At 75.5% G+C, this 25,721-nt stretch carries 16 protein-coding genes; 12 read left to right on the plus strand and 4 right to left on the minus strand.

Features of this window, described 5'->3' with window-relative positions; translation table 11 throughout:
- Positions 1-289: 289 nt before the first annotated feature.
- A complete protein-coding gene (locus CAE01nite_RS00520; protein ID WP_222595778.1) occupies positions 290-2,650 on the minus strand; it encodes a glycoside hydrolase family 43 protein in 2,361 nt (786 codons plus the stop codon).
- 170 nt (positions 2,651-2,820) lie between these two features.
- On the opposite strand from CAE01nite_RS00520, the gene CAE01nite_RS00525 reads away from it, so the two are divergent.
- The 7 genes from CAE01nite_RS00525 (at position 2,821) to CAE01nite_RS00555 (ending at position 11,187) form a co-directional block, all read left to right on the plus strand.
- Positions 2,821-3,423, plus strand: coding sequence for an LURP-one-related family protein (locus tag CAE01nite_RS00525; RefSeq protein WP_222595779.1), 603 nt, complete (start codon positions 2,821-2,823; stop codon positions 3,421-3,423).
- A complete protein-coding gene (locus tag CAE01nite_RS00530) occupies positions 3,420-4,073 on the plus strand; it encodes a class I SAM-dependent methyltransferase (RefSeq protein WP_246130911.1) in 654 nt (217 codons plus the stop codon). The genes CAE01nite_RS00525 and CAE01nite_RS00530 overlap by 4 nt, the downstream gene beginning before the upstream one ends.
- 226 nt (positions 4,074-4,299) lie before the next feature.
- Positions 4,300-5,562 (plus strand): low temperature requirement protein A, encoded by a 1,263-nt coding sequence (locus CAE01nite_RS00535; RefSeq protein WP_186816352.1) that lies wholly within the window; start codon positions 4,300-4,302, stop codon positions 5,560-5,562.
- Complete coding sequence (locus tag CAE01nite_RS00540; RefSeq protein ID WP_146898481.1) at positions 5,559-6,302, plus strand: uracil-DNA glycosylase; 744 nt, start codon at positions 5,559-5,561, stop codon at positions 6,300-6,302. The genes CAE01nite_RS00535 and CAE01nite_RS00540 overlap by 4 nt, the downstream gene beginning before the upstream one ends.
- A gap of 201 nt (positions 6,303-6,503) precedes the next feature.
- On the plus strand, positions 6,504-7,355 hold the full coding sequence (locus tag CAE01nite_RS00545) for a hypothetical protein (protein ID WP_146898483.1): 852 nt from the start codon (positions 6,504-6,506) through the stop codon (positions 7,353-7,355).
- 207 nt (positions 7,356-7,562) lie between these two features.
- Positions 7,563-9,761 carry a glycoside hydrolase domain-containing protein gene (locus CAE01nite_RS00550; protein ID WP_246130912.1) on the plus strand — a complete coding sequence of 733 codons (2,199 nt, stop codon included), beginning with the start codon at positions 7,563-7,565 and terminating at the stop codon, positions 9,759-9,761.
- Between the two features lie 112 nt (positions 9,762-9,873).
- Positions 9,874-11,187: a glycosyltransferase gene (locus CAE01nite_RS00555; protein WP_146898486.1), complete on the plus strand. Its 1,314-nt coding sequence runs from the start codon at positions 9,874-9,876 to the stop codon at positions 11,185-11,187.
- A 24-nt stretch (positions 11,188-11,211) separates the two neighbouring features.
- Here CAE01nite_RS00555 and CAE01nite_RS00560 read toward each other — a convergent pair whose 3' ends face one another.
- Positions 11,212-11,502, minus strand: a complete 291-nt coding sequence (locus CAE01nite_RS00560) for a hypothetical protein (protein WP_146898488.1) — start codon at positions 11,500-11,502, stop codon at positions 11,212-11,214.
- Positions 11,503-11,624: 122 nt separating this feature from the next.
- Between CAE01nite_RS00560 and CAE01nite_RS00565 the strand changes: the two genes are divergently transcribed.
- Complete coding sequence (locus CAE01nite_RS00565; protein WP_146898490.1) at positions 11,625-12,548, plus strand: NADP-dependent oxidoreductase; 924 nt, start codon at positions 11,625-11,627, stop codon at positions 12,546-12,548.
- A 72-nt stretch (positions 12,549-12,620) separates the two neighbouring features.
- On the opposite strand, the gene CAE01nite_RS17950 is transcribed toward CAE01nite_RS00565, so the two are convergent.
- Positions 12,621-13,259 carry a hypothetical protein gene (locus CAE01nite_RS17950; protein WP_186816353.1) on the minus strand — a complete coding sequence of 213 codons (639 nt, stop codon included), beginning with the start codon at positions 13,257-13,259 and terminating at the stop codon, positions 12,621-12,623.
- Positions 13,260-13,548: 289 nt separating this feature from the next.
- Between CAE01nite_RS17950 and CAE01nite_RS00580 the strand changes: the two genes are divergently transcribed.
- The gene (locus tag CAE01nite_RS00580; protein WP_146898495.1) at positions 13,549-14,898 is read left to right on the plus strand and encodes an MFS transporter; all 1,350 of its coding nucleotides are present in this window, start codon (positions 13,549-13,551) and stop codon (positions 14,896-14,898) included.
- Between the two features lie 15 nt (positions 14,899-14,913).
- On the opposite strand, the gene CAE01nite_RS00585 is transcribed toward CAE01nite_RS00580, so the two are convergent.
- A complete protein-coding gene (locus tag CAE01nite_RS00585) occupies positions 14,914-16,563 on the minus strand; it encodes an OmpA family protein (RefSeq protein ID WP_146898497.1) in 1,650 nt (549 codons plus the stop codon).
- A 164-nt stretch (positions 16,564-16,727) separates the two neighbouring features.
- Here CAE01nite_RS00585 and recC point away from each other — a divergent pair, with 164 nt between their 5' ends.
- The 3 genes from recC to recD are packed head-to-tail and all read left to right on the plus strand — an operon-like array spanning position 16,728 to position 25,674.
- Positions 16,728-20,111 carry an exodeoxyribonuclease V subunit gamma gene (recC, locus tag CAE01nite_RS00590; RefSeq protein WP_146898499.1) on the plus strand — a complete coding sequence of 1,128 codons (3,384 nt, stop codon included), beginning with the start codon at positions 16,728-16,730 and terminating at the stop codon, positions 20,109-20,111.
- Positions 20,108-23,629: a UvrD-helicase domain-containing protein gene (locus CAE01nite_RS00595; protein WP_246130913.1), complete on the plus strand. Its 3,522-nt coding sequence runs from the start codon at positions 20,108-20,110 to the stop codon at positions 23,627-23,629. The genes recC and CAE01nite_RS00595 overlap by 4 nt, the downstream gene beginning before the upstream one ends.
- Positions 23,626-25,674, plus strand: coding sequence for an exodeoxyribonuclease V subunit alpha (gene recD, locus CAE01nite_RS00600; RefSeq protein ID WP_246130914.1), 2,049 nt, complete (start codon positions 23,626-23,628; stop codon positions 25,672-25,674). The genes CAE01nite_RS00595 and recD overlap by 4 nt, the downstream gene beginning before the upstream one ends.
- The last annotated feature ends 47 nt before the right edge of the window (positions 25,675-25,721 follow it).

Below are 25,721 nucleotides of genomic sequence, written 5' to 3' on the forward strand. Positions count from 1 at the left end.
CATTGAGCTCCTCGTGACGCTGCCCGGCACGCTGTAGCGGTCCGGGGCAGACCGACCTGCAAACCTTGCTCCTCGTTCGTACACCTTTTGTCGGGTTCCGGCATGTCTAGACAGGCTGGGCCGCGGATCCGTCATCGAGCCGTGACCAACGGGCGGCCTCGCCGGGCGGCGCGGCCGTCGGGGCGGCCGCCGGGGTGGGCGCCGGGGTGGGCGCCGGGGTGGGCGCCGGGGTGGGCGCCGGGCCCGGCCACCGGAGCCCGGCGGGGCTCCGGTGACCGGTCCGGACACCTCAGTCCTGGTAGACGCGGAACCAGTCGAACCGGGACGTCGCCGGCGCGCCGCCCTCGGCGGGGTTGCGGCCGTGCGAGATGAGGCCGATCCGGAGGTCGGAGTCCGCGGGCAGCGTCCAGACGCCACCCTCGACCCAGGTCGACGACCCCTCCGCGCGGGTGAACGCCTGCAGCTCGTGCTCGCCCGAGGCATCGGTGCGGTGCACGAGACGCAGGTAGGTGGTGACCTCCCCGGGCGGGCCGATGATCGTCCCGCCGTAGGACAGCCCGTCGGCGAACGGCATCTCCTTGCCGAACTCGGTCTGCCGCGTGTTCCAAATCGCGACGTGCGACAGGCGCAGGAACAGGTCGTCGTCGACGTAGGCGACCAGTCCGCCCTGCTGGAAGTTGCGGATCTCGTTCAGTCCGAGGTCGATGGAGACCTTGGTCTCCACGGTCCAGTCGCCGTCGGGCGCGTCGCGCAGCAGGATCCCGGCGGTGTTGCCGGTGCCGACCAGGTCCGCGGTCTCCACCTGCCAGCGGAGCTCGCCCCCGGACACGGTGACGTCCGGGTCGCGCACGACCTCCCAGCCGGCGGAGGGAGCCGCGGCGTCGAACTCGTCGCTGAGACCGGGCACCAGGGTCCCGGGCGTGGGCGCCGGCTCGACCGCGGTGACGGGCTCGGCGAGCCCGACCACGGAGAGGTTGTCGACGTCGACACCCTCGTCGGCCGCGTACACCCCCGCCTGACCGTTCAGGCGCGTGCTCTCGGGCAGGTCCAGCACGACGTGCGCGAGCGGGTCACCCAGCCGGGCCTCGGTCAGCTCGGCGTGCGCAGCGCCGGCACGCACCTCCAGGGCGAGGTTGTGCCAGGTGCCCGTGTGGCCGGCGGGGAGCTCTGCGCTCGCCTCGCCGGTGACCGTGCCGCGCGCGACGGTCCGGACGGTCAGCGTGCCGGCGTCCGGATCGACGAGCGCCTGGATGGCGGTGCCGGTGCCCTGGCGGTGCTTGGGACCGTCCACCTGCCACCGGGAGGCGGCCACGAGGCCGTAGACGCCGTCCTCGTCGTCGTCCTGACGCAGGTCCGCCTCGACCCGGACGTCCGCCGGGGCGGCCGCGCGGGTGACGAGGAGGTTGCCGTCGTCGTCGTCGGACTCCTGGAAGCGACCCGACTGGGGGTCGACCTCGTCGTCCCAGTCGCCGTCGCCGCGGAAGGCGCGCGCGTCGTCGTCGAACGTCGTCACGGCGCGCCCGCTCGTCACCGGGGCCACCTGCGGCCCCTCGGACGGGCCCGCGCCGGCGTTGACGCTCGGCCAGCCGTCGACCCAGTCCAGGCGGTCGATCAGCATGGGCCGCTCGTTGATGCCGAACGGGTCGTCGAGGTACGGGTCGGCGCGGTCGAGGGCGTGGTAGACGATCCAGTCCTGACCGGCGAGGTCGGTGACCACCGCGTTGTGCCCGGCGCCGATGAACGCGTTGCCGTTCTGGTACAGGGTCGGCGTGCCGCCCGCGCGCGACTGGTCGAGGGGGACGCCGTCGCGGTCGACGTACGGCCCGCGGACGTCCTGCGACCGGCCGACGTGGACGCTGTAGCCCGTCGTCGGACCGGCGCAGCAGTTGGCCGTCGAGGCGAACAGGTACCACCAGCCGTCGTGCTGCACGACGTAGGAGCCCTCGAACTTGTTGTCGATCGCGACCTGGGTCGCCGGCCCCACCGCCTCCGTGCCGGTCTCGTCGAGCTCGGTGACCCACAGGCCGCCGTAGTACGAGCCGAAGAACAGGTACTGGGTCCCGTCCTCCGTCATCACGTGGTGCGGGTCGAACGTCCACAGGTAGTTGTCCGCCGCCACACGGCGCGGGTCCACCACGGCGTCGCCCGAGTCCGTCCAGGGTCCCGTCGGCGTGGGCGCGGTGGCGACGCCGATCGCGTTGTCGTTGCGCTCCGGGTTCGTGCCGGTCTCGGTGACGACGTAGTAGAGCCGGTACTCGCCGTCGACGTAGCGGATGTCCGGCGCCCACAGGGCGGCCCTGTTGGCGGTGTCGGCCCACGCCGGGATGGTCGCCTCGGTGAAGGCGTCCCCGACGTACTCCCAGTCGACGAGGTCGTCCGAGCGCGAGATCGGGAGCAGGTGTCGGGTGCCCTCGCCCTCCCGTAGCGGATCGGTGGTGCCGTAGGCGTACCACCAGCCGTCCTTGCCGCGGATCACGGCCGGGTCGGCGAAGGTGTCGGCGAAATCGGCGCTCACCGGGTTGGTGTAGGTGGCGGTCGGGTCGGGTCCGTCGGCCGTGCGGGTCTGCGCGACGGAGGGCGCGGTGCCGGCGAGACCGAGGACGAGGGTGGTGGCGGCCACGGTGGCCAGGGCGGAACGGTGTGATGTCACTGGTGACCCCTTGTGGAGGCGGTGCGTCGTCGTTGACGCGCCTCCCTGTCTACTCCCCGCCACCCACACCCGCGAGGCGTTCGTCCGGCTCGTCCTCCGCCGCCGGCCGTGCGCGCGCCGGGACGTGGCAGCCTGGGCGCAGGACGTCGTCGGACATCGAGGGGACCACCGTGAGCGAGCAGAGCCTGATCGGGATCGAGCGGTTCGCCGTCGACCAGAAGATCACGATGATGGTCAACCGCTACCAGATCCGAGAGCTGGACGCCGAGGGCCGCCCCGGCGCCGTGCTCGCCGTCGCGCAGCAGAAGCGGATGGCGTTCAAGGAGCAGGTGACCTTCTACACCGACGAGGACCGCCGCACCCCGGTGTTCTCGTTCCGCGCGCGGCAGCGGATGGACCTCGGCGCGACGTACGACGTGACCGACGCCCGCGGGAACCCCCTCGGGGAGTTCCGCAAGGACTTCGCGCAGTCGCTGCTGCGCTCGACGTGGCACCTGCAGTCCGCCGGGGTGGACGCCGTCGGGCAGGAGCGGGACGCGACCATCGCCCTGCTGCGCCGGGGGTGGGAGCTGCTGCCCGTCCTCAACGACCTGCCGTCCCCGTTCCTGTTCCACTTCGACTTCGCCGACCGCGGGACCGGGGCGGTCGTCATGTCGTCCGAACGACGCCGGGCCCTGCGCGACCGCTACGTCGTCACGGTGCCGGGCGGCGTGCTCGACGGGCGGGTCGCGGCGGCGATGGCCGTGGCCCTCGACGCGCTGCAGTCGCGGTGAGCGACCGCTCGGGCCGCCCGGCCGGCGGGCCCGGGAGCGACGCCGGCCGGGCGCCGTCCCGCTGGGAGCTGCAGGTCCGGGCGAACCCGGACCACTCGCACTGGTACGTGCAGCGGTTCCGGCAGATGGCCGCGCGCGGCGCCGACCTGGCCGGCGAGGCGCGTCTGGTCGACGCCATGGTCGCGCGAGGCTCCCGCGTGCTGGACGCCGGCTGCGGCCCGGGACGGGTCGGGGCCGAGCTCGCCGCGCGCGGGCACACCGTGGTCGGCGTGGACGTCGACCCGGTCCTGGTCGAGGCGGCGCAGACCGACCACCCCGGACCGACGTGGCTCGTCGGGGACCTGGCCGAGCTCGACCTGCCCGCCCGCGGCGTCCCGGAGCCGTTCGACGCGATCGTCTGCGCGGGCAACGTCCTGACGTTCCTGGCACCGGGCACGGAGGTCGAGGTCCTGCGGCGGATGGCGGCCCATCTGGCGCCGGGCGGGCGGGTGGTCACCGGGTTCGGAGCCGGCCGCGGGTACGGCTTCGACGCCTTCCTCGACGACGCGGCGCAGGCAGGGCTGGCGGTCGACGTCACGCTGTCCACCTGGGACCTGCGCCCCTTCGGACCGGGGTCGGACTTCCTGGTCGCGGTGCTGTCCGCGCGGTAGCGCGGCCGGGTGGTAGCGCGGCCGGGCGGGTGCCCGCCGGTGCCCGGCGTCGGTGGTGGTGCGCGGAGCCGGTCGTGCGGTCGACGGTCGCGACGGTCCCCACGGGGTGGCGCGGCGGACCGCTCCGACGACGACCCGGGGGCCCCGCGGACCGTCGTTGATGCCGGTCGCACGCCAGTGGTCTGATGGCCCCGCTGTCGCGCGGCGAGCCGGAGGAGGAGTGCGGATGAGTGTGGACACGCTGGTCGGTCGGGGCAGGGTGCGCCTCGCCGTCCCCCTGGTCGGCCGCGACCCGGACGAGCCGCACCGCGCCGCGACGCCGCTCGAGCTCTTCTTCGACCTCGTGTTCGTCGTCGCGGTCGCCCTCGCGGCAGCGAGCCTGCACCACGGGATCGCCGACGGGCACGCACCGGAGACGGTCCTCGGCTTCACGCTGGTGTTCTTCGCCGTCTACTGGGCCTGGGTCAACTTCACCTGGTTCGCGTCCTCCTTCGACACCGACGACCTCGTGTTCCGCCTCGCCACCTTCGTCACGATGGGGGGCGCGCTCGTCTTCGCGGCCGGCGTCCCGCGCGCGGTCGAGGGGCTGGACTTCGACGTCGCCGTCATCGGCTACGCGATCATGCGCATCGCCCAGATCGCGGAGTGGCTCCGCGTCGCCGCCAGCGGCGGGCCGCGCGCCCCGGCCGGGCGACGGTTCGTCATCGGGCTGCTCGTGCTGCAGACGGCGTGGCTGACCATCACCGCCGTCGCACCCGAGCGAGCGCTCGTACCGCTGTGGATCCTGCTGGCCCTGGGCGAGATGGGCGTCCCGATCTGGGCGGAGCGGGCGGCGCGCACGTCCTGGCACACCGGCCACATCGCCGAGCGGTACGGCCTGTTCATGATCATCGTGCTGGGCGAGTCCGTGCTCGCGGGCTCCCTCGCCATCCAGACGGTCCTCGACGAGGGAGCGTTCACCGCACCGCTCCTGCAGATCGTCGGCGGCGGGCTGCTCGTGCTGTTCGCCATGTGGTGGGTGTACTTCGAGCGTCCGGAGGACTGGATGCTCCGGCGCCTGCCGACGGCGTTCGTCTGGTCGTACCTCCACCTCGTCGTCTTCGCCGCGGTCGCGGCGGTCGGCGCCGGGCTGGCGGTCGCGCTGGAGCACGCGACCGGGCACGGGGAGATCGGCGCGACCGGGGCGGCCCTGAGCGTCGCCGTCCCCCTCGCGGCGTACCTGCTGAGCCTGTGGTCGATGTACGTCCGGTCGGACGACGCGCCGATCCGCCGCGTGGGCATCCCGGTCCTCGCGCTGCTGGTCCTCGCGGCCGTGCTGACGCCGTGGCCGGTCCTGGCGATGGGCGTGCTGCTGGTGGTGTACATCGCGCTCAAGCTGCGGCTGGGCGCGACCTCCGGCGCCGGCGCGCCCGTGGCGGCGGCCGGGGTCGGGGCCGCAACTGGGGCCGGGGCCACGGGCTCGGACCAGTCTGCGACCGTCTCACCATGAGTCACGCGTCGACCGCGGACCCGGAGTACCCCCTGTCCGGGCGCCACGCGTCGACCGTCGCCGACCTCGACCGCCTCGTGGTGGAGTGCCGCGCCTGCCCACGCCTGGTCGCCTGGCGCGAGGAGGTCGCCGTCGTGAAGCGGGCGGCGTTCCGCGACGAGACCTACTGGGCCCGCCCGGCACCCGGGTTCGGGGACGAGCGCGCACCGGTGCTCGTCGTCGGGCTCGCGCCGGCGGCGCACGGCGCGAACCGCACCGGGCGCATGTTCACCGGGGACCGCAGCGGGGACTTCCTCTTCGCGGCGCTGCACCGCACCGGCTTCGCGTCGCAGCCCACGTCGACCCACCGCGGCGACGGGCTGACGCTCACAGGTCTGCGGATGACGGCACCGGTGCGGTGCGCTCCCCCGGCCAACCTGCCGACACCGGACGAGCGACGGCGGTGCGGGCCGTGGCTCGGCCGGGAGCTGGAGCTGGTCGACCCCGACGTCGTGGTCGTGCTGGGCGGCTTCGGGTGGCAGGCGCTGCTGGCGACCCTGGAGGAGCAGGGGTGGCGCGTGCCCCGGCCACGCCCACGGTTCGGGCACGGGGCCGAGGTGGAGCTCACCGGACCCGCCGGGCGCATGCTCACCCTGCTCGGGTGCTTCCACGTGAGCCAGCAGAACACGTTCACCGGGCGGCTCACCCCGGCGATGCTCGACGCCGTCCTGCTGCGGGCGCGCGAGCTGACCGGCCTCTGACCTCGGCCGCCACGCCTCACCGGCCGCCCCGCCACCGGCGAACCGCGATCGCCAACCTCGACCGGCCGACGTCGGCCGCCGTCGGGGTGACGCAGGGCCGGCCCGCGGGTGAAAACGGCGCCGCCGACCGCTGGGGAGCGGCGCCCGCCCTCAGGATCGACCGGCCACGTGCGGCCCGCGCACGGACCACCTGGAGATCTCATGAGCACCCCCGACGCGCCCGTCAGCCCCTTCGCACCACCGTCGGAGAGCTCGCAGGCGCCGGCACAGGCGACGGCGCAGCAGCCGTCCGGCGACGCGTCGCCGTACGCCCGGCGCGACCTGCCCGCCGACGCGCCCGGGGGCTCGCCGCTCCCGCAGCCGCGCCACAGCCGTGCCGCCGTCGCCGCGTTCGTCGTCGGCCTGGTGTCCGTCGTCCTGTGCGCGCTCCCGCTGGTGAACCTGATCTCGGTCGTCGGCGGTCTGGTCGCGGTCGTGCTGGGCGTCGTCGGGCTGCGCACGCTCCGGCCCGGCGTCCCGGGGAAGGGGTTCGCGATCGCCGGGACCGTGCTCGGGGCGGTCGGCCTCGTCGTCGCCGTGGTGATGCTCCTCGTCATCGGCGCGGCGGTGAAGTCGCTGGACGAGTCCGGCGAGCTCGGCGCCATCCTGGACGAGGTCCAGGCGGTGCAGGAGGCCGGCGTCGGCGAGCAGCCCGCTGCCTCCACGGCCGAGGTCCCGGCCGAGGTGGCCGACGCGCCGGGGCAGCCCCATGTGGGTGCGCCCGAGCTGGTCCGCGAGGACTTCTCCGGCCTCACCTGCGACGTGCTCGCCGACCAGGCGGTGGCGATGTCGCAGTCGACGGCCGAGGCCGGCTCCGTGCTGGTCGACGTCCGTGACGCCGTCCCCGTCGAGGACCACCTCGTCGACTACCCCGTGCCGGCCGGCGCGGAGGAGTCCCTCGTGCTGTCCTGCCGCGGCACCGCGACCTGGGACGACGCCACGGAGTCCTCGGTCCTGACGCAGCTGACCATCGACTCCGCCGCCGAGCTGTACGTCGACTACGCCGCCGAGTGACCCGCCGCTGACGGCAGCACACCCGACCCACGAGGGTCATCACCCCGCAACACCCCGGACACGTGCCGTCCGTAGCGTCCAGCGCATGGACCTCGACGGCGACGTGCCCACGCCGGGCCGACGTCCGCCGTCACCCGTCTCCCGGCCGGCGCCGGCCCGTCCGCACCGTCACGACGCCGGCCTGCGGGGTCCACGGTGACGGGCCGCGTGGACCCGTTCATCGGGACCGGCGTGACCGACCTGCCCCCGCCGCACGGCGTCGCGGCGTCCTGGTGGTGGCCCAAGCCGCAGATCGGCAACACCCACCCCGGGGCGACGTACCCGCTCGGGATGGTCTCGGCGTGCGCGTACTCGGGCGCCTACCCGACCGGGTACGGACGGTACGACCTGAGCACCGAGGGCGTCCCGCCGGCGATGTACGACCGGCAGGTGGCGTCCGGGTTCACGCACTTCCAGCAGTCGGGGACCGGGGCGATCCGCAAGTACTACAACTACTTCCGGGTCACCCCGATGCTCCAGCCGCTCGACGACCTCGGGCAGACGTGGGACCTGCAGGACGAGGTCGCGACCCCGGGCCTGTACGCCGCGACGCTCGCGTCCGGGATCCGGTGCGAGATCACGGTGGGGCCCAAGAGCGCCGTGCACCGGTACACGTTCCCCCGGCACCGCGACGCGCGCCTCGTCGTCGACCTGTCGCTGGGCGGTCTGGCGATCCCGTACGGGCGCACGGTCCCGCTGCGCGCCCACCTGCACACGCTCGCCCCCGGGGTCGCGCAGGGCGAGATAGTCGTGGAGGGCGCCCCGCTGGCCGTCCACGTGGAGTGCGACACCCCGCAGTGGCGCCAACTGCTCTGGTACGACCGGCGGCTCATGCCGGGCGGCACGCGGCTGGACTTCGACCACATCCGCCCCACGACGCTGCGCCCCTTCGGTCTCATGTGGGCCGGGCCCACGGAGGCCGGGCAGGTGGTCGAGCTGCGGTTCGGCTTCTCGTTGCGCGGGGTGGACCGGGCCCGTGACAACCTCCACGCCGACTGCGGTCCCGGACCGTCGTCGTTCCGCTCCCGGCTGGCGGCGACGACGGCGGCCTGGGACGACCACCTGGGCGCGATGGAGGTCGAGGCGCCGTCGTCGGACCAGGAGACGGTCTTCACCACCGCGCTGTACCACTCGCTGGTCAAGCCGTGCCTCGCCCCCGGCGAGAGCCCGTTCTGGCCGGCGGACGGGCCGTTCGCCTTCGACATCTCGACGATGTGGGACATCTACCGCACCCAGCTGCCGCTGCTGACGACGCTGGTCCCGGACCGCGCGGTAGAGCTGGCGCAGGCGCTGCTGTACATCTGCGAGGAGGAGGGCAACCTGCCGATCGGGTACCGGATGGCCCGGGGCGCCGACCAGTTCTCCCGGCAGGGGAGCGCGCTGGCGCACACGTTCTTCGCGGACCTGTGCCGGCTGGGGCTGCCGGGCGTCGACTGGGACTGGGCGCTGGTGCACCTGCACAACGACCTGCGGCGCACCTACGGCGAGGAGTTCCTGCTGCGGGGCGTCGCGCACCCGATCAGCCACACCCTCGACCTGGCGTTCGGGTACTGGTGCACGTCCCGCATCGCCGAGCACGTCGGGGACGCGGCGCTCGTCGACCAGTTCGCCCCGCTGGCCGCGCAGTGGGTCAACGCGTTCGACCCGGTCACCGGGCTGGTCCGGGACTCCACCTACTACGAGGGCGGCAAGTGGAACTACTCGTTCCGCCTCGTGCACGACATGGCGGCCCGCATCGCACTGGGCGGCGGCGACGCGGAGTTCGTCGCGACCCTCGACCGGTTCTTCGGCTTCGACGCGCCGCCGGTGACGCAGCCCGGCGTGCGTCCAGGGGTCCAGGAGATGGTCGCCGGGTACGCCCTGCACCGGTTCGAGGGTCTGAACAACGAGCCGGACATGGAGGCGCCGTGGGCCTACCAGTACGCCGGGCGGCCGGACCGGACGGCCGACGTCATCCACGCCGTGGTGCAGAACCAATTCGGCGTGGGCCGCGGCGGCCTGCCGGGCAACGACGACTCCGGGGGCCTGAGCTCCTGGTACGTATGGGCGTCGCTGGGGCTGTTCCCGGTCGCCGGCCAGGGCCTGTTCCTCATCAACGCGCCGGCGTGGCGGTCGTCCCGCGTCCGGGTGGCCGGCGGCGAGCTGGCGGTCGAGACGACCGGCTTCGTCGAGCCGTCCCCGGACCGACCCGCGCAGTACGTCCGGTCCGTCCGGCTCGACGGGCAGCCGCTGGAGCGGACGTGGCTGACCGGCACGGAGGTCCACCGCGGCGGCCGGCTGGTCGTGGAGCTCGGTCCCGAGCCCGGCCGCTGGGGGACGGTCGTGCGACCGCCGTCCGACTCCACCACCCCGTCGCACGCCGCGTGAGGCCCGCCCCGATGCGGATCGCCCCGGCCGCCGTGCCCGCCCAGATGCCCTCCGTGCAACCCGCCGTGATGCCCGCCCTGACACCCCTGCCGGAACCCTGGAGGTCGAGCACATGACCCACACCCCGACCCGTCGGCTGGTCATCGTCGTCCGCGCCGACCCGGTCATCTGCGGGCACTCCGGCGAGGCGCGCAACCTCGCCGAGGCCGCACTGACGCGCGGTTTCGACGACGTGCGGATCATCACCTGGCCGCTGGAGCGCCTGGTGGCCAGCGGCCTGCCGCTCAAGCCGGTGGACGGCGTCCTGCCGTACAGCCCGGGGATCACGGTCGAGCGGCCCGAGCCCGTCGGCGACTACAAGGTGGTGGACGGGCGCTACCTCGCCGGGGTCACCGGTCGGCTGGTGGAGCTGTTCACCGACGGCGTCCCGACCGTCGCGATGTCGCTGTACCTCAGCCCGCACGCGGTGGCCGTGGCGGACGCCGTCCGGGTCGCGCACGCCACCGGCCTGCCGGTGGACGTGGTCACGGTCGCCGAGGCGGTCGGGTCCGACGTGACCAACGTCGTACGGGCGTGCGTCGAGGAGGACCGGTTCGGCGCGGCCGCGCACGTGCTCGCGAGCTACCTCGCGCACGACGTGTGCCTGGCCGTCTCCGCGTACACCCGCGAGCTGATCGTCTCGGCGGCCGAGCTCATCGACGCCCGCCACGGCACGACCTTCGCCGTCCGGTGCCGCGAGCGCGTGCACGTCTCCTACCCCGCGATCGACGTGGCGTCCTACGTCGCCGTCGACGCGGACGAGACCGCGCGCGTGCTGGCGTCCCGCGGGCTGGAGCGGGACGGGTACGTGCTGTTCCTGTCCCGGCTGGTCGCCGCCAAGGGGGTCGACGACCTCATCGCCGGCTACGCGCGGAGCGAGGCGGCCGGTTCGGTGCGGCTGGTCATCGCCGGCAACGGTCCGGACGCCGGCACCCTGCGGGCCCTGGCCGCGGCGTCCCCCGCGTCCGACCGGATCGTCTTCCTGGACGACGTCGACGACGCCGAGAAGTCCCACCTCATGGCCGGGTCGGTCGCCTACGTGCTGCCGAGCAAGCCGCGCCCGGAGTTCGTCGAGACGTTCGGGATCGCGCTGGTGGAGAAGATGCTGTCCGGCGGCGGCCCGGTGATCACGACCGACACGGGCGGGATCGGTGAGGCGGTCGGCGGGTGCGCACTGATCGTCCCGGTCGAGGACCCGGCGGCGATCGCGGCGGCGCTGGACCGGGTGGTGCTCGAGATGTCGGAGTCCGAGCGGCACGAGTGGGAGCGTCGCGCGCGCGAGCACGGCCGGCGGTTCCACCGGTCGGTCGTGCTCGACGGCGTGCTCGCGCGGGTGGCCGACGTGGACGTCGACGCCGCACCGAGGGCGCGGCTGCGGCTGGTGTGAACGGGTTCACGCGGCCGGAGGCCGTCAGCGCATGGGGTACCAGCGCGCGCCGGACCTGCGGGTGACGCGGCTCGTCTCCACCACGACCAGCTCACCGACCCGCGCCACGACGGCCCGGCCGACGTCCGACGCCGTCTGGTCGTCCAAGGCCTCGTAGCGCACGGTGATCCTCGGCTCGCCGCGCACGACCTCGACCGTGCCCGCCTCCACGGTGGTCCGCTCCCCCGCCGCCTCGATCGCGGCCGGCAGGACGGCGGCCGGGTCCACGCCCCGGTGCAGGACCCCGGGGACGACGCGGACGCGGTAGGACGGCACCGGGTGAGCGTAGGGCCGTGCGCTCCGGGGCTCGCCGACCACCCGCCCCTGGCTGCGACCGCCAGGCGTACCGCCGGCGACCGAGCGGAACACGGGACGCGCCGGCGTGGTTGCCGACGCACATGAGAGCCATCGCCTACTCCCGCTACGGCGGACCCGACGTCCTCGAGCTCGTGGACCTGCCCGAGCCCAAGGTCGGACCCGACTCCGTCCTCGTCCGGGTGCGCGCCACCTCGGTCAACCCCGTCGACTGGAAGGTCCGGCAGGGCTACCTCGACGGGCTGATGGACGCCGTGTTCCCCGTCGTGCCGGGGTGGGACGTCGCGGGCGTGGTCGAGAAGGTCGGCCTCGACGTGCCGGAGCTCGCGGTGGGCGACGAGGTCGTCGGGTACGTCCGCAAGGACGTCGTCGGCGGCGGGACGACGGCGGAGCTCGTGTCGGCTCCTGTCCGGACGCTCGCCCGGAAGCCGGCGTCGCTGTCCTGGGAGGAGGCCGCCGCCCTGCCGCTGGCCGGGCTGACCGCGTACCAGTCGCTGCGCCGCCTCGGCGTCACCGAGGGCGACACCGTGCTGATCCACAACGCGGCCGGCGGCGTCGGCAGCTTCGGGGTGCAGATCGCGGCGGCGTTCGGCGCCCGGGTGATCGGCACGGCGTCCCCGGCGCGCCACGAGTACGTCCGAAGCCTCGGTGGCGAGCCGGTGCCCTACGGCGACGCGATGGTGGAGGCGGTGCGCGCGCTGGCTCCCCAGGGGGTCGACGTCGTCGTGGACCTCGCCGGCGGTGGGGTCGTGGCCACGACGCCGCAGGTCGGCACCCCGGACGTGCGACTCGGGTCCGTGGCGGACGCCGACGTCGCGGCGCACGGCGGCGCGAACTTCTGGGTGCGCCCGGACGCGGCCGACCTCGCCGCGCTGGGTGACCTGGTCGACGCCGGCCTCGTGAAGGTCCAGGTCGCCCGGACCTTCCCGCTGGAGGAGGCAGCAGCCGCGCACGACCTGAGCGCGACGGGCCACGTGCAGGGGAAGGTCGTCATCCGGGTGTCCTGACGGACTCCACGGGGTTGGTGCCAGTGGCCGCCGGGCGTGCCTCGCGCCGGCGGCCACCGGTGTCTTCGGGGGTCAGCGACCGGTGATCTGCGCCGCCGTCGCGCCGGTGAGGCGGGAGACGACGGCGACGGCGTCGTCCCAGTGCTTCGCGTAGTGGTTCGGGTCCGCGTTGCGCTGCACGGTGTGCGCGACCTGCGTCGGGGACATGCCGTCGCGGCCGCCCACGCGGTCCAGAGCGGTGAAGAAGCTGGTCGCGCTGGCGGCCGGGTCCATGCGCTGCGCGAGGGTGCCCCACGCGCCGTTGTCGCGCTGCTGGAACAAGCCGCGGCTGTCGGGACCGGCCTTGTCGCCGTGGTCGAGCACCTGGAGCGACGACTCGCCCATGGCGGTCATCACGCCGATGGCCTGGTCGCGCGAGGACAGGCCCATCGTCTGAGCGGCGTTGACGATCGCGCGGGCGTTGTCGAGCTGGACGCCGGAGTAGCCGCCGACGGGCGCCGAGGCAGCCGCCGAGCTGATCGCCGTCGTCGACGCCGTACGGGAGACCTCCGTGGCGAGCGCGGTGGCGAACCGGGTGGCCGACGACGGCGTCGCGGCGTCGCCCGGCGCCCTGGTGGACGCGACCGACGTGACCGTCGGCTGCGGGCGCAGCGCGGCGAGGCTCGTCTGGATCATGGCGATCCGGTTCTCGATCCCGGCGATGCCGTCCACGGTGCCTCCTGCCTCGACGGTGCTGCCGTGCTCATCGGCCGGGATCCCCGGGCGTGAAGTGGTGTGGCGCATCTGACGTGACGGTGACTCGTCGTCGACCCAGCCGGGCCCGAGCCCGCGCGGGAATGCCCCACGGCGGACCAGACTTGTCCCGAGCGGCGCCGTCACGCCCGGACCGACGGCCACGCCATCGCGATCGAGAGGCACTCCCCTGAGCACCGCCGACACGACCACGCACGCCGACGGCGTCGGCTTCCGCTCGAGCCGCGGCCCGATCCTCGTCGCGATCATGATGGCGACGAGCCTGGTCGCGATCGACTCCACGATCCTGGCGACGGCCGTCCCCACGATCGTCGCGGACCTCGGCGGGTTCTCCAGCTTCCCGTGGCTGTTCTCGATCTACCTGCTGACCCAGGCGGTCTCCGTCCCGATCTACTCCAAGCTCGCCGACACCGTCGGGCGCAAGCCCGTGATGCTGGCGGGCATCGGGCTGTTCCTGCTCGGCTCGGTCCTGTGCGGCTTCGCCTGGTCGATGCCGGCGCTCATCGCGTTCCGTGCGGTGCAGGGGCTCGGCGCGGGGGCGGTGCAGCCCATGGCGATCACGATCGCCGGCGACATCTACACCGTCGCCGAGCGCGCCAAGGCGCAGGGGTACATGGCCAGCGTCTGGGCGATGTCGTCCGTGGTGGGGCCGACGCTCGGCGGCGTCTTCTCGGAGTTCCTCACCTGGAACTGGATCTTCTTCGTCAACATCCCGCTGTGCCTGCTCGCCGGGTGGCTGATCGTCCGGCACCTGCACGAGTCGGTCGAGCGGCAGAGCCACCGCATCGACTGGCTGGGCGGGGTGCTGCTGACGGTCGGGGTCAGCCTGCTGATCCTCGCCCTGCTCGAGGGCGGCAACGCGTGGGCCTGGAGCTCGCCGATCAGCGTCGGGTCGCTCGTCGCGGCGGCGGTGCTGCTCACGGTGTTCGTCCTCGTCGAGCGCCGCGCCGAGGAGCCGGTGCTGCCGCTGTGGGTGCTCTCGCGCCGGCTGCTGCTGAGCACGGCGCTGATCGGCGTCGGCGTCGGCGTCATCCTCATCGGGCTGACGTCCTACGTGCCGACCTTCCTCGAGACGCTGCTCGGGGCCTCGCCGCTCGTCTCCGGGCTCACGCTCGCGGCGCTGACGCTGGGCTGGCCGATCGCCGCGACGCTGTCCGGTCGGGTGTACCTGCGCCTGGGCTTCCGGTCCACGGTCCTCATCGGGTCGGGTCTGGTGGTCGCGGCCACGATCGCGCTCACGTTCGTGTCCCGGTCGCCGTCCATCCTGGCCGTCGGGCTGTGCTGCTTCGTGATCGGGCTCGGCATGGGGCTCGTCGCCTCGCCGAGCCTCATCGCCGCGCAGTCCAGCGTCGGGTGGGGCGAGCGCGGCGTCGTCACCGGGACCAACATGTTCGCCCGGTCCGTGGGCAGCGCCGTGGGCGTGGCGGTCCTCGGTGCTCTGGTCAACGCGCGGCTGGACGGTCGGGACGCGATCGAGGCGCCGCAGGTGTTCGGTGACGCGGTCACCGGGGTGTTCGTCGCCGTGGTGGCGATGGCGGTCGCCGTCGTGCTCGCGGGGCTGTGGATGCCGCGCGGGCAGCGGGTCCAGGCGGACTGACGCCGCCCGTCGCCCTCAGCGCACCGGGATGTCGGTGAGCCGGAACGGCACCGAGCCGAGACCCGCGTCGACCTGGACGGTCACGGACCCCACGTCACCGAAGGCGGGGTAGACGATGCTGAAGGTCCGCGTCTGCCCCCCGTCGATCCGGCTGACCGTGTCGAGGTCGGTCAGCGGCAGCCACAGCTCGAACTCGCCACCGGTCGAGGTGTCCGCCAGGTAGTCCATCGGGTGGACCGCGGTGCTGCCGGTCAGGAGGGTCACGCCGGACGCCGCGTCGAGAGCCGTCCACGTCTCGGCGCCACGGTAGGAGAACACGCCGGACAGCCAGCCGATCCCGTAGAACGGGTCGACCTCGTCGTCCAGCGCGGAGATCTGCAGGTCGACGACGACGTGCCCGTCGACGAGACGCGCCTCGGGGGCCACGACGCGGTACGGGCGCGACGCGTCGAGCTCGACCCCGTCTTCGCCCGTGCCGACCGGTCCGTCGAAGGCGGGGAGCTCCCCGGAGGTCTCCACCTCGGTCGTCGTGGTGACCTCCGAGGTGAGCGTGAGGGTCACGCGCCGGTTGAGCGCCCGGTTCTCGTCGCTGTCGTTGGGCACCGCGGGCTCGGTCTCCCCCCTCCCGGACGTCTCGACCGGGTAGGTCCCGGTGTCGACGCGCTCGGCGAGGGCGGCGGCGACGCTCTGCGCACGGCGCTGCGAGAGGTCCTGGTTGTGCGCGTCGTCGTCCACGTCGTCGGTGTGGCCGACGACGGCGATGGTCCCCGGCGCGCGGCTGACCAGGTGCGCCGCGGCCGCGTCGAGCGCTGCCTGCGCCTGGGGTGACAGGTCGGCCGAGTCGACGGCGAACAGCACGTCCGAGCCCAGGGTGATCTGCACCTCCTCCGTGGACTGCAGCGTGGCGACGGCCCCGGCGAGCTCGCGCGTGTAGGACCCGAGCGAGTGGGTCTCCGCCTCCACGACGGCGTCCAGGTCGAGCGGCTCGGCAGCCCCCGGATCGGCGGCCGGCGTCGCTGCGGCGCCCGCGGTGGCGGTGGCACCCGGGGTCGCGGTGGCGCCCGGGGTGGCCTCCGGCGGGGACGGGGCACCGACCTCGGGACCCGGCACGTCGCCGTCGACCACGGGGACGGCCTCGACGTACGAGCCACCCGGCAGGAACAGGTCGAGCGCCTCGACGTCGTCCGGTGGCGCCGCGTAGGCGAGCTGGACGCGGGTGCCCTCCGGCTCGACGGTCACCCAGGAGTCGTCGCCGGCCCGGACCACCTGGCCGTCGGCGTCCTCCCCGGCCGTGTAGACCTGGTCCGCGGCAAGGTCGACGAGCCGGAGCCCGGCGAAGGAGCCCATCGTGATCGCGGTCCCCTGGGACGTGCCCCCGAAGTAGCCCGCCAGGAACAGCCCGTCCGGCTCGACGTCCTCGGCGCTGAGGTCCATCGTCAGGACGACGTGCTCCCCGGCGCGGACCAGCGGGTGGATCCTCGCGGTCACGTCGGTCCCGCCGGCGGTGAGCGTCCGGGTCTCGACGACCTCGTCGGGCGACGGCCCGGCGGCGGCCGGGGCTGTGGTGGGCGTCGGGTCCGTGTCCCGGTCCGCGGGCGTGGGGGTGCAGCCGGCGAGGAGCAGCGCGGCAGCAGGGAGCAGGACGGGCAGGACGACGGAGCGCACGGGTTCCTTCTGACTGCTCGGCGAGGTCGATCGGCGCGGCGCACCGCGCGGCTGGGCCGAGGATAGGCGGCGCCCTCGCCGGACAGGGCCCCTGGACGCCGGTCGGGTGATGTCGGTGCCCGCGGGTAGCGTGCGCGACGACGTCGACGACGAGGGGAACCACCGTGCTGAGGCTGCACCGCTCCGAGCGCTCGGACGCGCTGGTGCTGCCGCTCGCGGAGGTCCTGCGCGAGCCGCCGCCCGACCCGTTCTCGGTCGACGTCGTCGCCGTGCCGACGCCCGGTGTGGAGCGCTGGCTCGCCCAGCGGCTGTCCCACCACCTGGGGACCGGCCCGGCGGGCGAGGGCGGCGTCGCCGCCCACATCCGCTTCGACTCCCCCGGCCGCGTCCTGGACGACGCCGTCGCGGCCGTCCTCGGCGCCGGCCGCGGCGCCGACGACCCGTGGTCGCGCGAACGGCTGACCTGGCACGTGCTCGACGCCGTCGACGCGTGCGCCGGCGAGCCGTGGTGCGCCCCGCTCGCCCGCCACCTGGGCGCCGGCGGAGGTCCGGACGACCCTCGCCGCGACCGCCGGCTGCAGGCCGCGGCCCACCTGGCCGCCCTGTTCAGCTCGTACGGGACCCAGCGCCCGGCGATGCTGCGGGCGTGGGCCGACGGCCGTCATGAGGACGGCGCCGGTGACGCCGTGCCCGCCGACCTCGACTGGCAGGTCCGGCTCTGGCAGCACGTCCGCGAGGGCATCGGCGCACCCGGGCCCGCGGAGCGGCTGGACGAGGTGGTGGCCGCCCTGCTCGACGAGCCGGCCGCGGTCGACCTGCCCGACCGCCTGTCCGTCTTCGGCGCGACCCGGCTCGCGGCGGGGCGGCTGAGGGTGCTGGCTGCGCTGGGCGAGCACCGTGACGTCCACCTGTGGCTGCCGCACCCGTCCCCTGCCCTGTGGGCCGCGACCAGCGACGTTGTGGGCGCGGCGGCGCCGACCTCGGTCCGCCGGTCGGGTGTGCGCCCCGCCGCCGAGCACCCGCTGCTGGCCTCGATGGCCCGCGACGTGACCGAGCTGCAGCTGCGGCTGGCCGCGTCCGGCGCCGGCTCGGACACGCACCACCCCGCACCCGAGCCGCCGCCGACCCTGCTCGGGGCCCTGCAGGCGCGGCTGCGGGACGACGCCCCCGAGGCGCCGCCGCACCGGCTCGCCCCCGACGACCGCAGCGTGCAGGTGCACGCCTGCCACGGTCGGTCCCGTCAGGTGGAGGTGCTGCGCGAGGCCCTCATCGGCCTCTTCGACGCCGACCCGACGCTGGAGCCGCGCGACGTCATCGTGCTCTGCCCCGACATCGAAGCCGTCGCGCCCCTGGTCGCCGCCACCTTCGGCCTGGCCGCCGACGACGACGTCGCCCCCGACACCCACCCGGGGCGCACCCTGCGGGTCCGGCTCGCCGACCGGTCGCTGCGGCAGACGAACCCGCTGCTGTCGCTGCTCAGCCGCCTGCTCGAGATGGCCGACGGGCGGGTCAGCGCCCCGGACGTGGTGGACCTCGTGGGCAGTGACCCGGTCCGGCGCCGGTTCCGCCTCGTCGACGAGGACGTCGACCGGATCCGCCGGTGGGCGGTGGAGTCGGGCGCGCGCTGGGGGGAGAACCGAGCCCGCCGCGAGCGCTTCGGTCTGGTGCACGTGGCGCAGGGGACCTGGGAGACCGCCCTGGACCGCATCCTGCTGGGTGCGGCCATGGCCGAGGAGGAGCAGCGCTACGTCGGCTCCGCGCTGCCGCTGGACGACGTCGACAGCACCGACATCGAGCTCGCCGGGCGCCTGGCCGAGCTGGTCGACCGGCTCACCGCCGTGCTCGCCGACCTCGACGGCGCCCACCCGGCCGAGCACTGGCTCGACGCGCTGGACCGGGCGCTCGACCTGCTCGCCGGCACGAGCCCGACCGACGTGTGGCAGGAGGTGGAGGCCCGGGCGGTGCTCGACGGGGCCCGGCGGACCGCGGCCGCGACGCGGGGCCGCTCGGACCTGCGCCTGGCGGACGTGCGCGCACTGCTCGCCCGGCGCCTGCGCGGGCGCCCCACCCGCGCCGGCTTCCGCACCGGGGCCCTGACCCTGTGCTCGCTGGAGCCGATGCGGGCGGTGCCGCACCGGGTGGTGGTCCTGCTCGGCATGGACGACGGCGCCTTCCCGCGGGGCTCGGGCTCCGACGGCGACGACCTGCTGCTGCGCGACCCCCTGATCGGCGAGCGCGACCGCCGCGGGGAGGACAGGCAGCTGTTCCTGGACGCGCTCACCGCCGCGACCGAGCACCTCGTGGTGCTGTACTCCGGCGCGGACGAGCGGACGGGGGCGTCCCGGCCGCCGGCCGTCCCCGTCGGGGAGCTGCTCGACGCCCTGGACCGCGCCGCCGCGACCACCGACGGCGCCGCCGTGCGCGAGCAGGTGCTCGTCCGGCACCCGCTGCAGACCGTGGACGAGCGGAACTTCACCACCGGGGCCCTCGGGCACCCCGGGCCGTTCAGCTACGACGCCGTCGCCCACCGCGCCGCGGTCGTCGGACGGGGCACCCGGGTCACCCCCGGGCCGTTCCTGCCCGAGCCGCTCGCCCCCGACCCGGACCTGCTCGGGGACGTCGACCTCGACGACCTGGTCCGCGACCTCGAGCACCCGCTGCGTGCCTTCCTGCGCCGGCGGCTGGGGGTGAGCCTGCCCGCCGAGGCGGAGGACGTCGACGACCGCCTGCCGCTGACCCTCGACGGCCTCGCGCAGTGGTCCATCGGCGACCGGCTGCTGGCGGCCGCGCAGTCCGGTGTCGACCTGGACCGGGCGCGGCAGGCGGAGCTGCGGCGCGGGTCCCTGCCACCGCTGCGCCTGGGCGGGGCGGTCGTCGACGACCTGCGCGGCCGGGTCGAGCCGATCGCGGAGGCCGCCCGGCAGCACGCGTCCGGACCGGCCGGGTCCCGCGACGTCACGGTGGTGCTGCCCGGTGGTCGGGCGGTGACCGGGACGGTCCCCGGTGTGCACGACGGCATCCTGCTCCGTGCGGTGTACTCCAAGCTCGCGGCGAAGCACCGCCTGCGCGCCTGGGTCCAGCTGCTCGCGGTGACCGCGGCGACCGGGACGCGGCAGCACCGGGCGGTCACGATCGGGCGGTCCCCGGCACGCAACGCACGCGCCGCGATGGCGACCATGGTCGCGCCGGTCCCGGACGAGGCGCTCGACCACCTGCAGGAGCTCGTCGCGCTGCGGGACGCCGCCCTCACCGAGCCGCTGCCCCTCCCGCTCGCCGCGAGCTGCGCCTACGCACGGGCGCGCGCCGCCGGGGACCTCACCGAGCAGGCGCTGGGCACCGCGGCCCGGGAGCTGCGGGACGCCTACGAGCACCTCGACGACTACCACCGGTACGTGTGGGGCGACGACCTGCACCTGGAGGACCTGCTCGGCGCGGCGCCGTCGGCGCGAGAGCGCAGCTGGTGGCCGGAGGAGGGCACGCGGTTCGGGGTGCTCGCCCGGCGGCTGTGGGAGCCGCTGGTCGCGCACGAGCGGACGGAGACGCTGTGAGCGCCGCCCCGCAGGCCGACCCGGTGACGACCCCCGCCCCGCCGGTGTTCGACGTCTGCGGCCCCCTGCCGCGGGGCACGACCGTCCTGGAGGCGAGCGCCGGGACCGGCAAGACGTTCACGATCGCCGCGCTGGCCACCCGGTACGTCGCCGAGGGGCTGGCCGAGCTGTCCGAGCTCATGCTCGTCACCTTCGGCCGCGCCGCGACGTCCGAGCTGCGCGACCGCGTCCGCGAGCGCCTGGTCGGCACCGAGCGGGCGCTGCGCGACCCCGCGTCGGCCGGGTCGCCGGACGCCCTGGTCCGGCACCTGGCCGGCGGCGGGGACGCGGAGCGGGACCGGCGTCGCCGCCGGCTGACCCGGGCGCTCGCCGAGTTCGACGCCGCGACCATCGCCACCACGCACGGGTTCTGCCAGCAGATGCTCACCGCCCTCGGCATCGCCGCCGACGTCGACCCCGACGCCGTCCTGGTCCCCGACCTGGCCGACCTGGTCGACGAGGTGGTCGACGACCTGTACCTGCGGGGGTACGCGACGAACCCCGAGCCGGTCCTGAGCATCGAGGCGGCACGGTCCGCCGCGCGGGCCGCCGTCTCGGACCACGACGCCGACCTGCGGCCCCTCGACGCCGAGCCGACCAGCCCCGCCGCGCACAGGCAGCGGTTCGCCGCAGCCGTCCGCGCCGAGCTGGCCCGTCGCAAGCGGGCACGGCGGGTGCTGGACTACGACGACCTGCTCGTGCTCCTGCGGGACGCGCTGGTCGACCCCGGTACCGGCGCGGCGGCGGTCGAGCGGGTCCGGTCCCGGTACCGGGTGGTCATGGTCGACGAGTTCCAGGACACCGACCCGGTGCAGTGGGAGATCCTGCGGACCGCGTTCCACGGCCACCGCACCCTGGTGCTCATCGGCGACCCCAAGCAGGCGATCTACGCGTTCCGTGGCGCCGACGTCGTGACCTACCTGCACGCCGTCGGCGAGGCGGACACCGTGCAGACCCTCGGCCGCAACTGGCGCAGCGACGAGCCGGTCCTCACCGGGCTCGCCGCCGTGCTCCGTGAGACCGCCCTCGGCGACCCCAGGATCGTGGTGCGACCGGTGGAGGCGGAGCACGCCGGTCGCCGCCTGGAGGGGTCGCCGCCGGTCCGCATCCGCCAGGTCACCCGGGCGTCCCTCGGGGTCAGGGGCGTGAAGAACCCGAAGGTCGGGGAGGTCCGTGAGCTGATCTACGCGGACGTCGCGGCCGAGGTCGTGGCGTCGCTGGGGACCACGCGCCTGCGGGACGCCGACGGGTGGCGTCCGCTGCGGCCCGGGGACGTGGCGGTCCTGGCCCGGCGGAACGCCGACGCGTCGGCGATCCGGGCGGCGCTGGTCGCGGCCGGCGTCCCGGCCGTCGAGTCGGGCGTCTCCAGCGTCTTCACCACCCCGGCGGCCGCGCACTGGCTGTCGCTGCTGACGGCGCTGAGCCAGCCCGGGCACTCCGGGCGGGTGGCGGCCGCGGCGCTCACCGTGTTCGTCGGCTGGACGGCACGCGAGCTGGCCGAGGCGCCCGAGCCCGCCCGGGACACGCTCGCGGACCGGCTGCGCACCTGGGCGCACGTGCTGGACGGGCGGGGCGTGGCGGCCCTCCTCGAGGTGGCCGGCGCCACCGGCCTGACCGAGCGGCTGCTGCGGACGGCCGGTGGGGAGCGGATGCTCACCGACGTCCGGCACATCGGGCAGGCGCTGCACGCCGCCGCCGTCGCCGACCGGCTCGGCACCGTGGCCCTCACCGAGTGGCTGCGCACCCGGGTCGCCGAGGCCGAGACCGACTACTCCGAGGAGCGCAGCCGACGGCTGGAGACCGACGCCGCCGCCGTGCAGGTGGTCACCATCCACGCCAGCAAGGGTCTGGAGTTCCCGGTGGTGCACGTGCCGTTCGCCTGGGACCGGTTCGTGGAGAGGACGCCCGCCCTGCTGCGCTACCACGACGACGACGGCGGGCGGCTGCTGCACCTGGGCGGGACCGGGTCGCCGGGGTACGACGAGGCGCTGGTGCGCCACCGCTCGGAGGACTTCGGCGAGGACCTGCGCCTGGCGTACGTGGCGCTGACCCGCGCGAGCGCCCAGGTGGTCGCGTGGTGGGCGCCGTCCACGAACAGCGCCTCCGCGCCGCTGACGCGTCTGCTGCTCGGGGGGCACGGGGCGAGCCAGGAGCCGCCCCAGACGGCCACGGTCCCCGACGACGCCGGTGTGGCGGCCGCGCTGGAGGCGCTGGCGGCCCGCTCGGGCGGCACGGTCGCGCACGAGGTCGTCGCGGTGCCGGTGCCGGGGGCGCGGTGGTCGCCCCCCGCGACGCAGCGGCCCGGGCTCGAGGTCGGCCGGTTCACGCGCCGGCTCGACGCGTCCTGGCGGCGGACCTCCTACTCCGGGCTCACGGCGTCCGCGCACGAGGCGACGGTGTCGAGCGAGCCCGAGGCGACCGGGACCCAGGACGAGCCGGACACGTCCGGGGGGCCCCTGACGACCCTCGGGCCCGGGCGCGTCGGCCGCCGTGCGGGCACGGACGACGGTCAGGTCGGCACGGTCGCCGGTGGCGAGGTCGCCGACGGTCCCGTCCCCGGCGGCGCTCGGACGGCGGGCGGCGCGGGCGGCGCGGGCGGCGCGGGCGGCGCGGGCGACCCTGACCTCGAGCACCGGCTCCGCGCGATCGCCTCGCCGATGAGCGAGCTCCCCGGCGGCACGGCGTTCGGGACGCTGGTGCACGAGGTGCTCGAGTACGTCGACACCGACACCGGGGACCTCCCCGGGCAGCTGCGGCTCCACTGCCGGGAGGCGACGCTGACCCGGGGCCTCGGGGTCGACGCCGACACCCTCGCCGGGGCTCTGCTCCCGGTCATGCAGACCCCGCTCGGCGACCTGGCGGGCGGTGCGACGCTGGGCGGGATTGCCGGCCGGGACCGGCTCGCCGAGCTCACGTTCGAGCTGCCGCTCGCCGGCGGCGACACCCCACGCCGGGGCGCCGCCACGCTGCGCACCCTCGCCTCCCTGCTGCGGCGCCACCTGCCGGACGACGACCCGTTCGCTTCGTACGCGGACCGGCTCGCCGGGCCCCACCTGCCCACGGAGCCGCTGCGCGGCTACCTGACCGGGTCCGTCGACGCGGTGCTGCGGGTCCGCGGCGACGACGGCGAGCCGCGGTACCTGGTCGTCGACTACAAGACGAACCGCCTGGCGCCCGCGACCGAGCCCGTCACCGCCTGGCACTACCGGCCGGGCGCGATGGCGGCCGCGATGATCGACGCGCACTACCCGCTGCAGCTGCTGCTGTACTCCGTCGCCCTGCACCGGTTCCTGCGCTGGCGACAGCCCGGGTACGACCCGGACCGCCACCTGGGCGGCGCCCTCTACCTGTTCGTCCGGGGGATGGTCGGGCCGGCGACGCCGGTGGTCGACGGGATGCCGTGCGGGGTCCTGGCGTGGCGCCCTCCGACGCCGCTCGTCGTCGAGCTGTCGGCGGCCCTGCACGGGGGCGCGTCGTGAGCGCCGAGCCGACGACCAGCCGGACCGCCGCGCCGACCACCGGCCGGACCGCCCGGCCGTCCACCGGCCCGACGACCGGCCCGCCCGCCCGGCCGCCTGCCCGGGGCACCGGCGGAGGCGTCGACCCGGGCCTGGCCGTCGCCGCACGTCCGCTGCTGGCCCAATTCAACGTCGCGGGCGTGCTGGACGCCGCCGACGTGCACGTCGCGGACCGGCTGGGGCGGCTGACCGGCGAGTCCGACGAGCGCGTCCTGCTGGCGGTGGCGCTGGCCGTGCGCGGTGTGCGCGCGGGCGCCGTGTGCGTCGACCTCGCCGACGCGGAGAGCCTCGCGGTCGCCGACGCCGCCGACGAGGTCCAGGCCGCCGCACCGGGGCCGGCGGCCGGGCCGGCCGGGGAGCCGGTCGCCGGCGCGCTCCCCTGGCCCCCGATCCCCGCCTGGTCGGCCGCGATCGGGGCCAGCCCGCTGGTCGCCGTCGGCGTCGACGGTCCGGCGGACCGGCCGGTGCGCTGGGTGGGCGGGCGGCTGTACCTGGACAGGTACTGGCGGCACGAGCAGGTCGTGCGGCGGGAGGTGGACGGGCGGCTCGCCGCCGAGCCGTTCACGGTCGACACCGCGGCGCTGGCCGCGGCGGTCCACCGGCACTTCCCCGACGCCGCACGCCCGGACGCACGGGTCGGCGCGTCCGCGACGTCCGACAACAGCCGCCAGCGGCTCGCCGCCACGACGGCGGCGCTCAGCCGGGTCACCGTGCTGACCGGCGGCCCGGGCACCGGCAAGACGACGACCATCGCGCGTCTGCTCGCGGTGCTCCAGGAGGTGGCCGGTCCGGACCTGCGGGTGGCGCTGGCCGCGCCCACCGGCAAGGCGGCCGCGCGGCTGCAGGAGTCGATCGGCGGGGTCGTCCGTGGCATGGACGAGGCCGACCGAGCCCGCGTCGGCGCCCCCGCCGCGACGACGATCCACCGCCTGCTCGGCTGGCGACCGGGCTCGTCGACCCGCTTCCGCCACGACGCCGCTCACCGGCTCCCGCACGACGTCGTCGTCGTGGACGAGACGTCCATGGTGTCGCTGCCGCTGATGGCGCGGCTGCTCGAGGCCCTGCGGCCGCAGACCCGGCTCGTCCTGGTCGGCGACCCGGACCAGCTCGCCTCGGTCGAGGCCGGGGCGGTGCTCGGTGACCTCGTGCGGCGCCCACCGGTCGCCGACGGACTGCCGGACCGGCTGCGCGCCGTCGTGCCGGCGGACGTGCCGCACGCACCGGACGACCTGACCGTGCTGCGCAACGGCGTCGTCCGGCTGACGGAGACCTACCGGTACGGTGCCCGGCTGGGCCGACTGGCCGAGGCGATCCGGCAGGGCGACGCGGAGTCCGCCCTGGCGGAGCTGCGTGCCGGGTCCGACGCCGCGTCCTTCGTCGAGACCGGCGAGCGGCTGACCGACGTGGACCTGGCGGGCGTGCGCGCCGACGTGGTCGCCACCGGGGTGGCGCTCACCGGGGCCGCCCGGGCCGGGGACGCGGCGCAGGCCCTGCGAGCCCTCGAGGAGCACCGGCTGCTGCTGGCCCACCGGCGCGGGCCCGCCGGCGTCGCGCACTGGGCGGCGGTCGCGGAGGAGTGGGTGGCGGAGGCCGTCGGACCGGCCGCCGACGGGCCGTGGCCGCCCGGGCTGCCGCTCCTCGTGACCGCCAACGACCGGGACACCGGCCTCTACAACGGCGACACCGGGGTCGTCGTCGCCGACGGCGCGGGTGGGACGGTCGTCGCCTTCGGCGACCCGGACCAACCGCGACTGGTCCGACCGCACCGGCTGCCGGCGGTCCAGCCGGTGCACGCGATGACCGTCCACCGCGGTCAGGGCAGCCAGTTCCGCCGCGTGTCGGTGCTGCTGCCGCCCCCGGGCTCCCCGCTGCTCACCCGTGAGCTGCTGTACACGGCGGTCACCCGTGCACGCGAGCACGTGCGGGTGGTGGGCACCGAGGCCGCCGTCCGGGCCGCGGTCGGGCGTCCCATCCGCCGCGCGAGCGGGCTGCAGGAGCCGCTGTGACCCGCCGACCTCAACCGAGCGGCGAACCACCGAGCAGGTCCGCACCG

The organism is Cellulomonas aerilata, assembly GCF_007991755.1.
Lineage (GTDB): Bacteria > Actinomycetota > Actinomycetes > Actinomycetales > Cellulomonadaceae > Pengzhenrongella > Pengzhenrongella aerilata.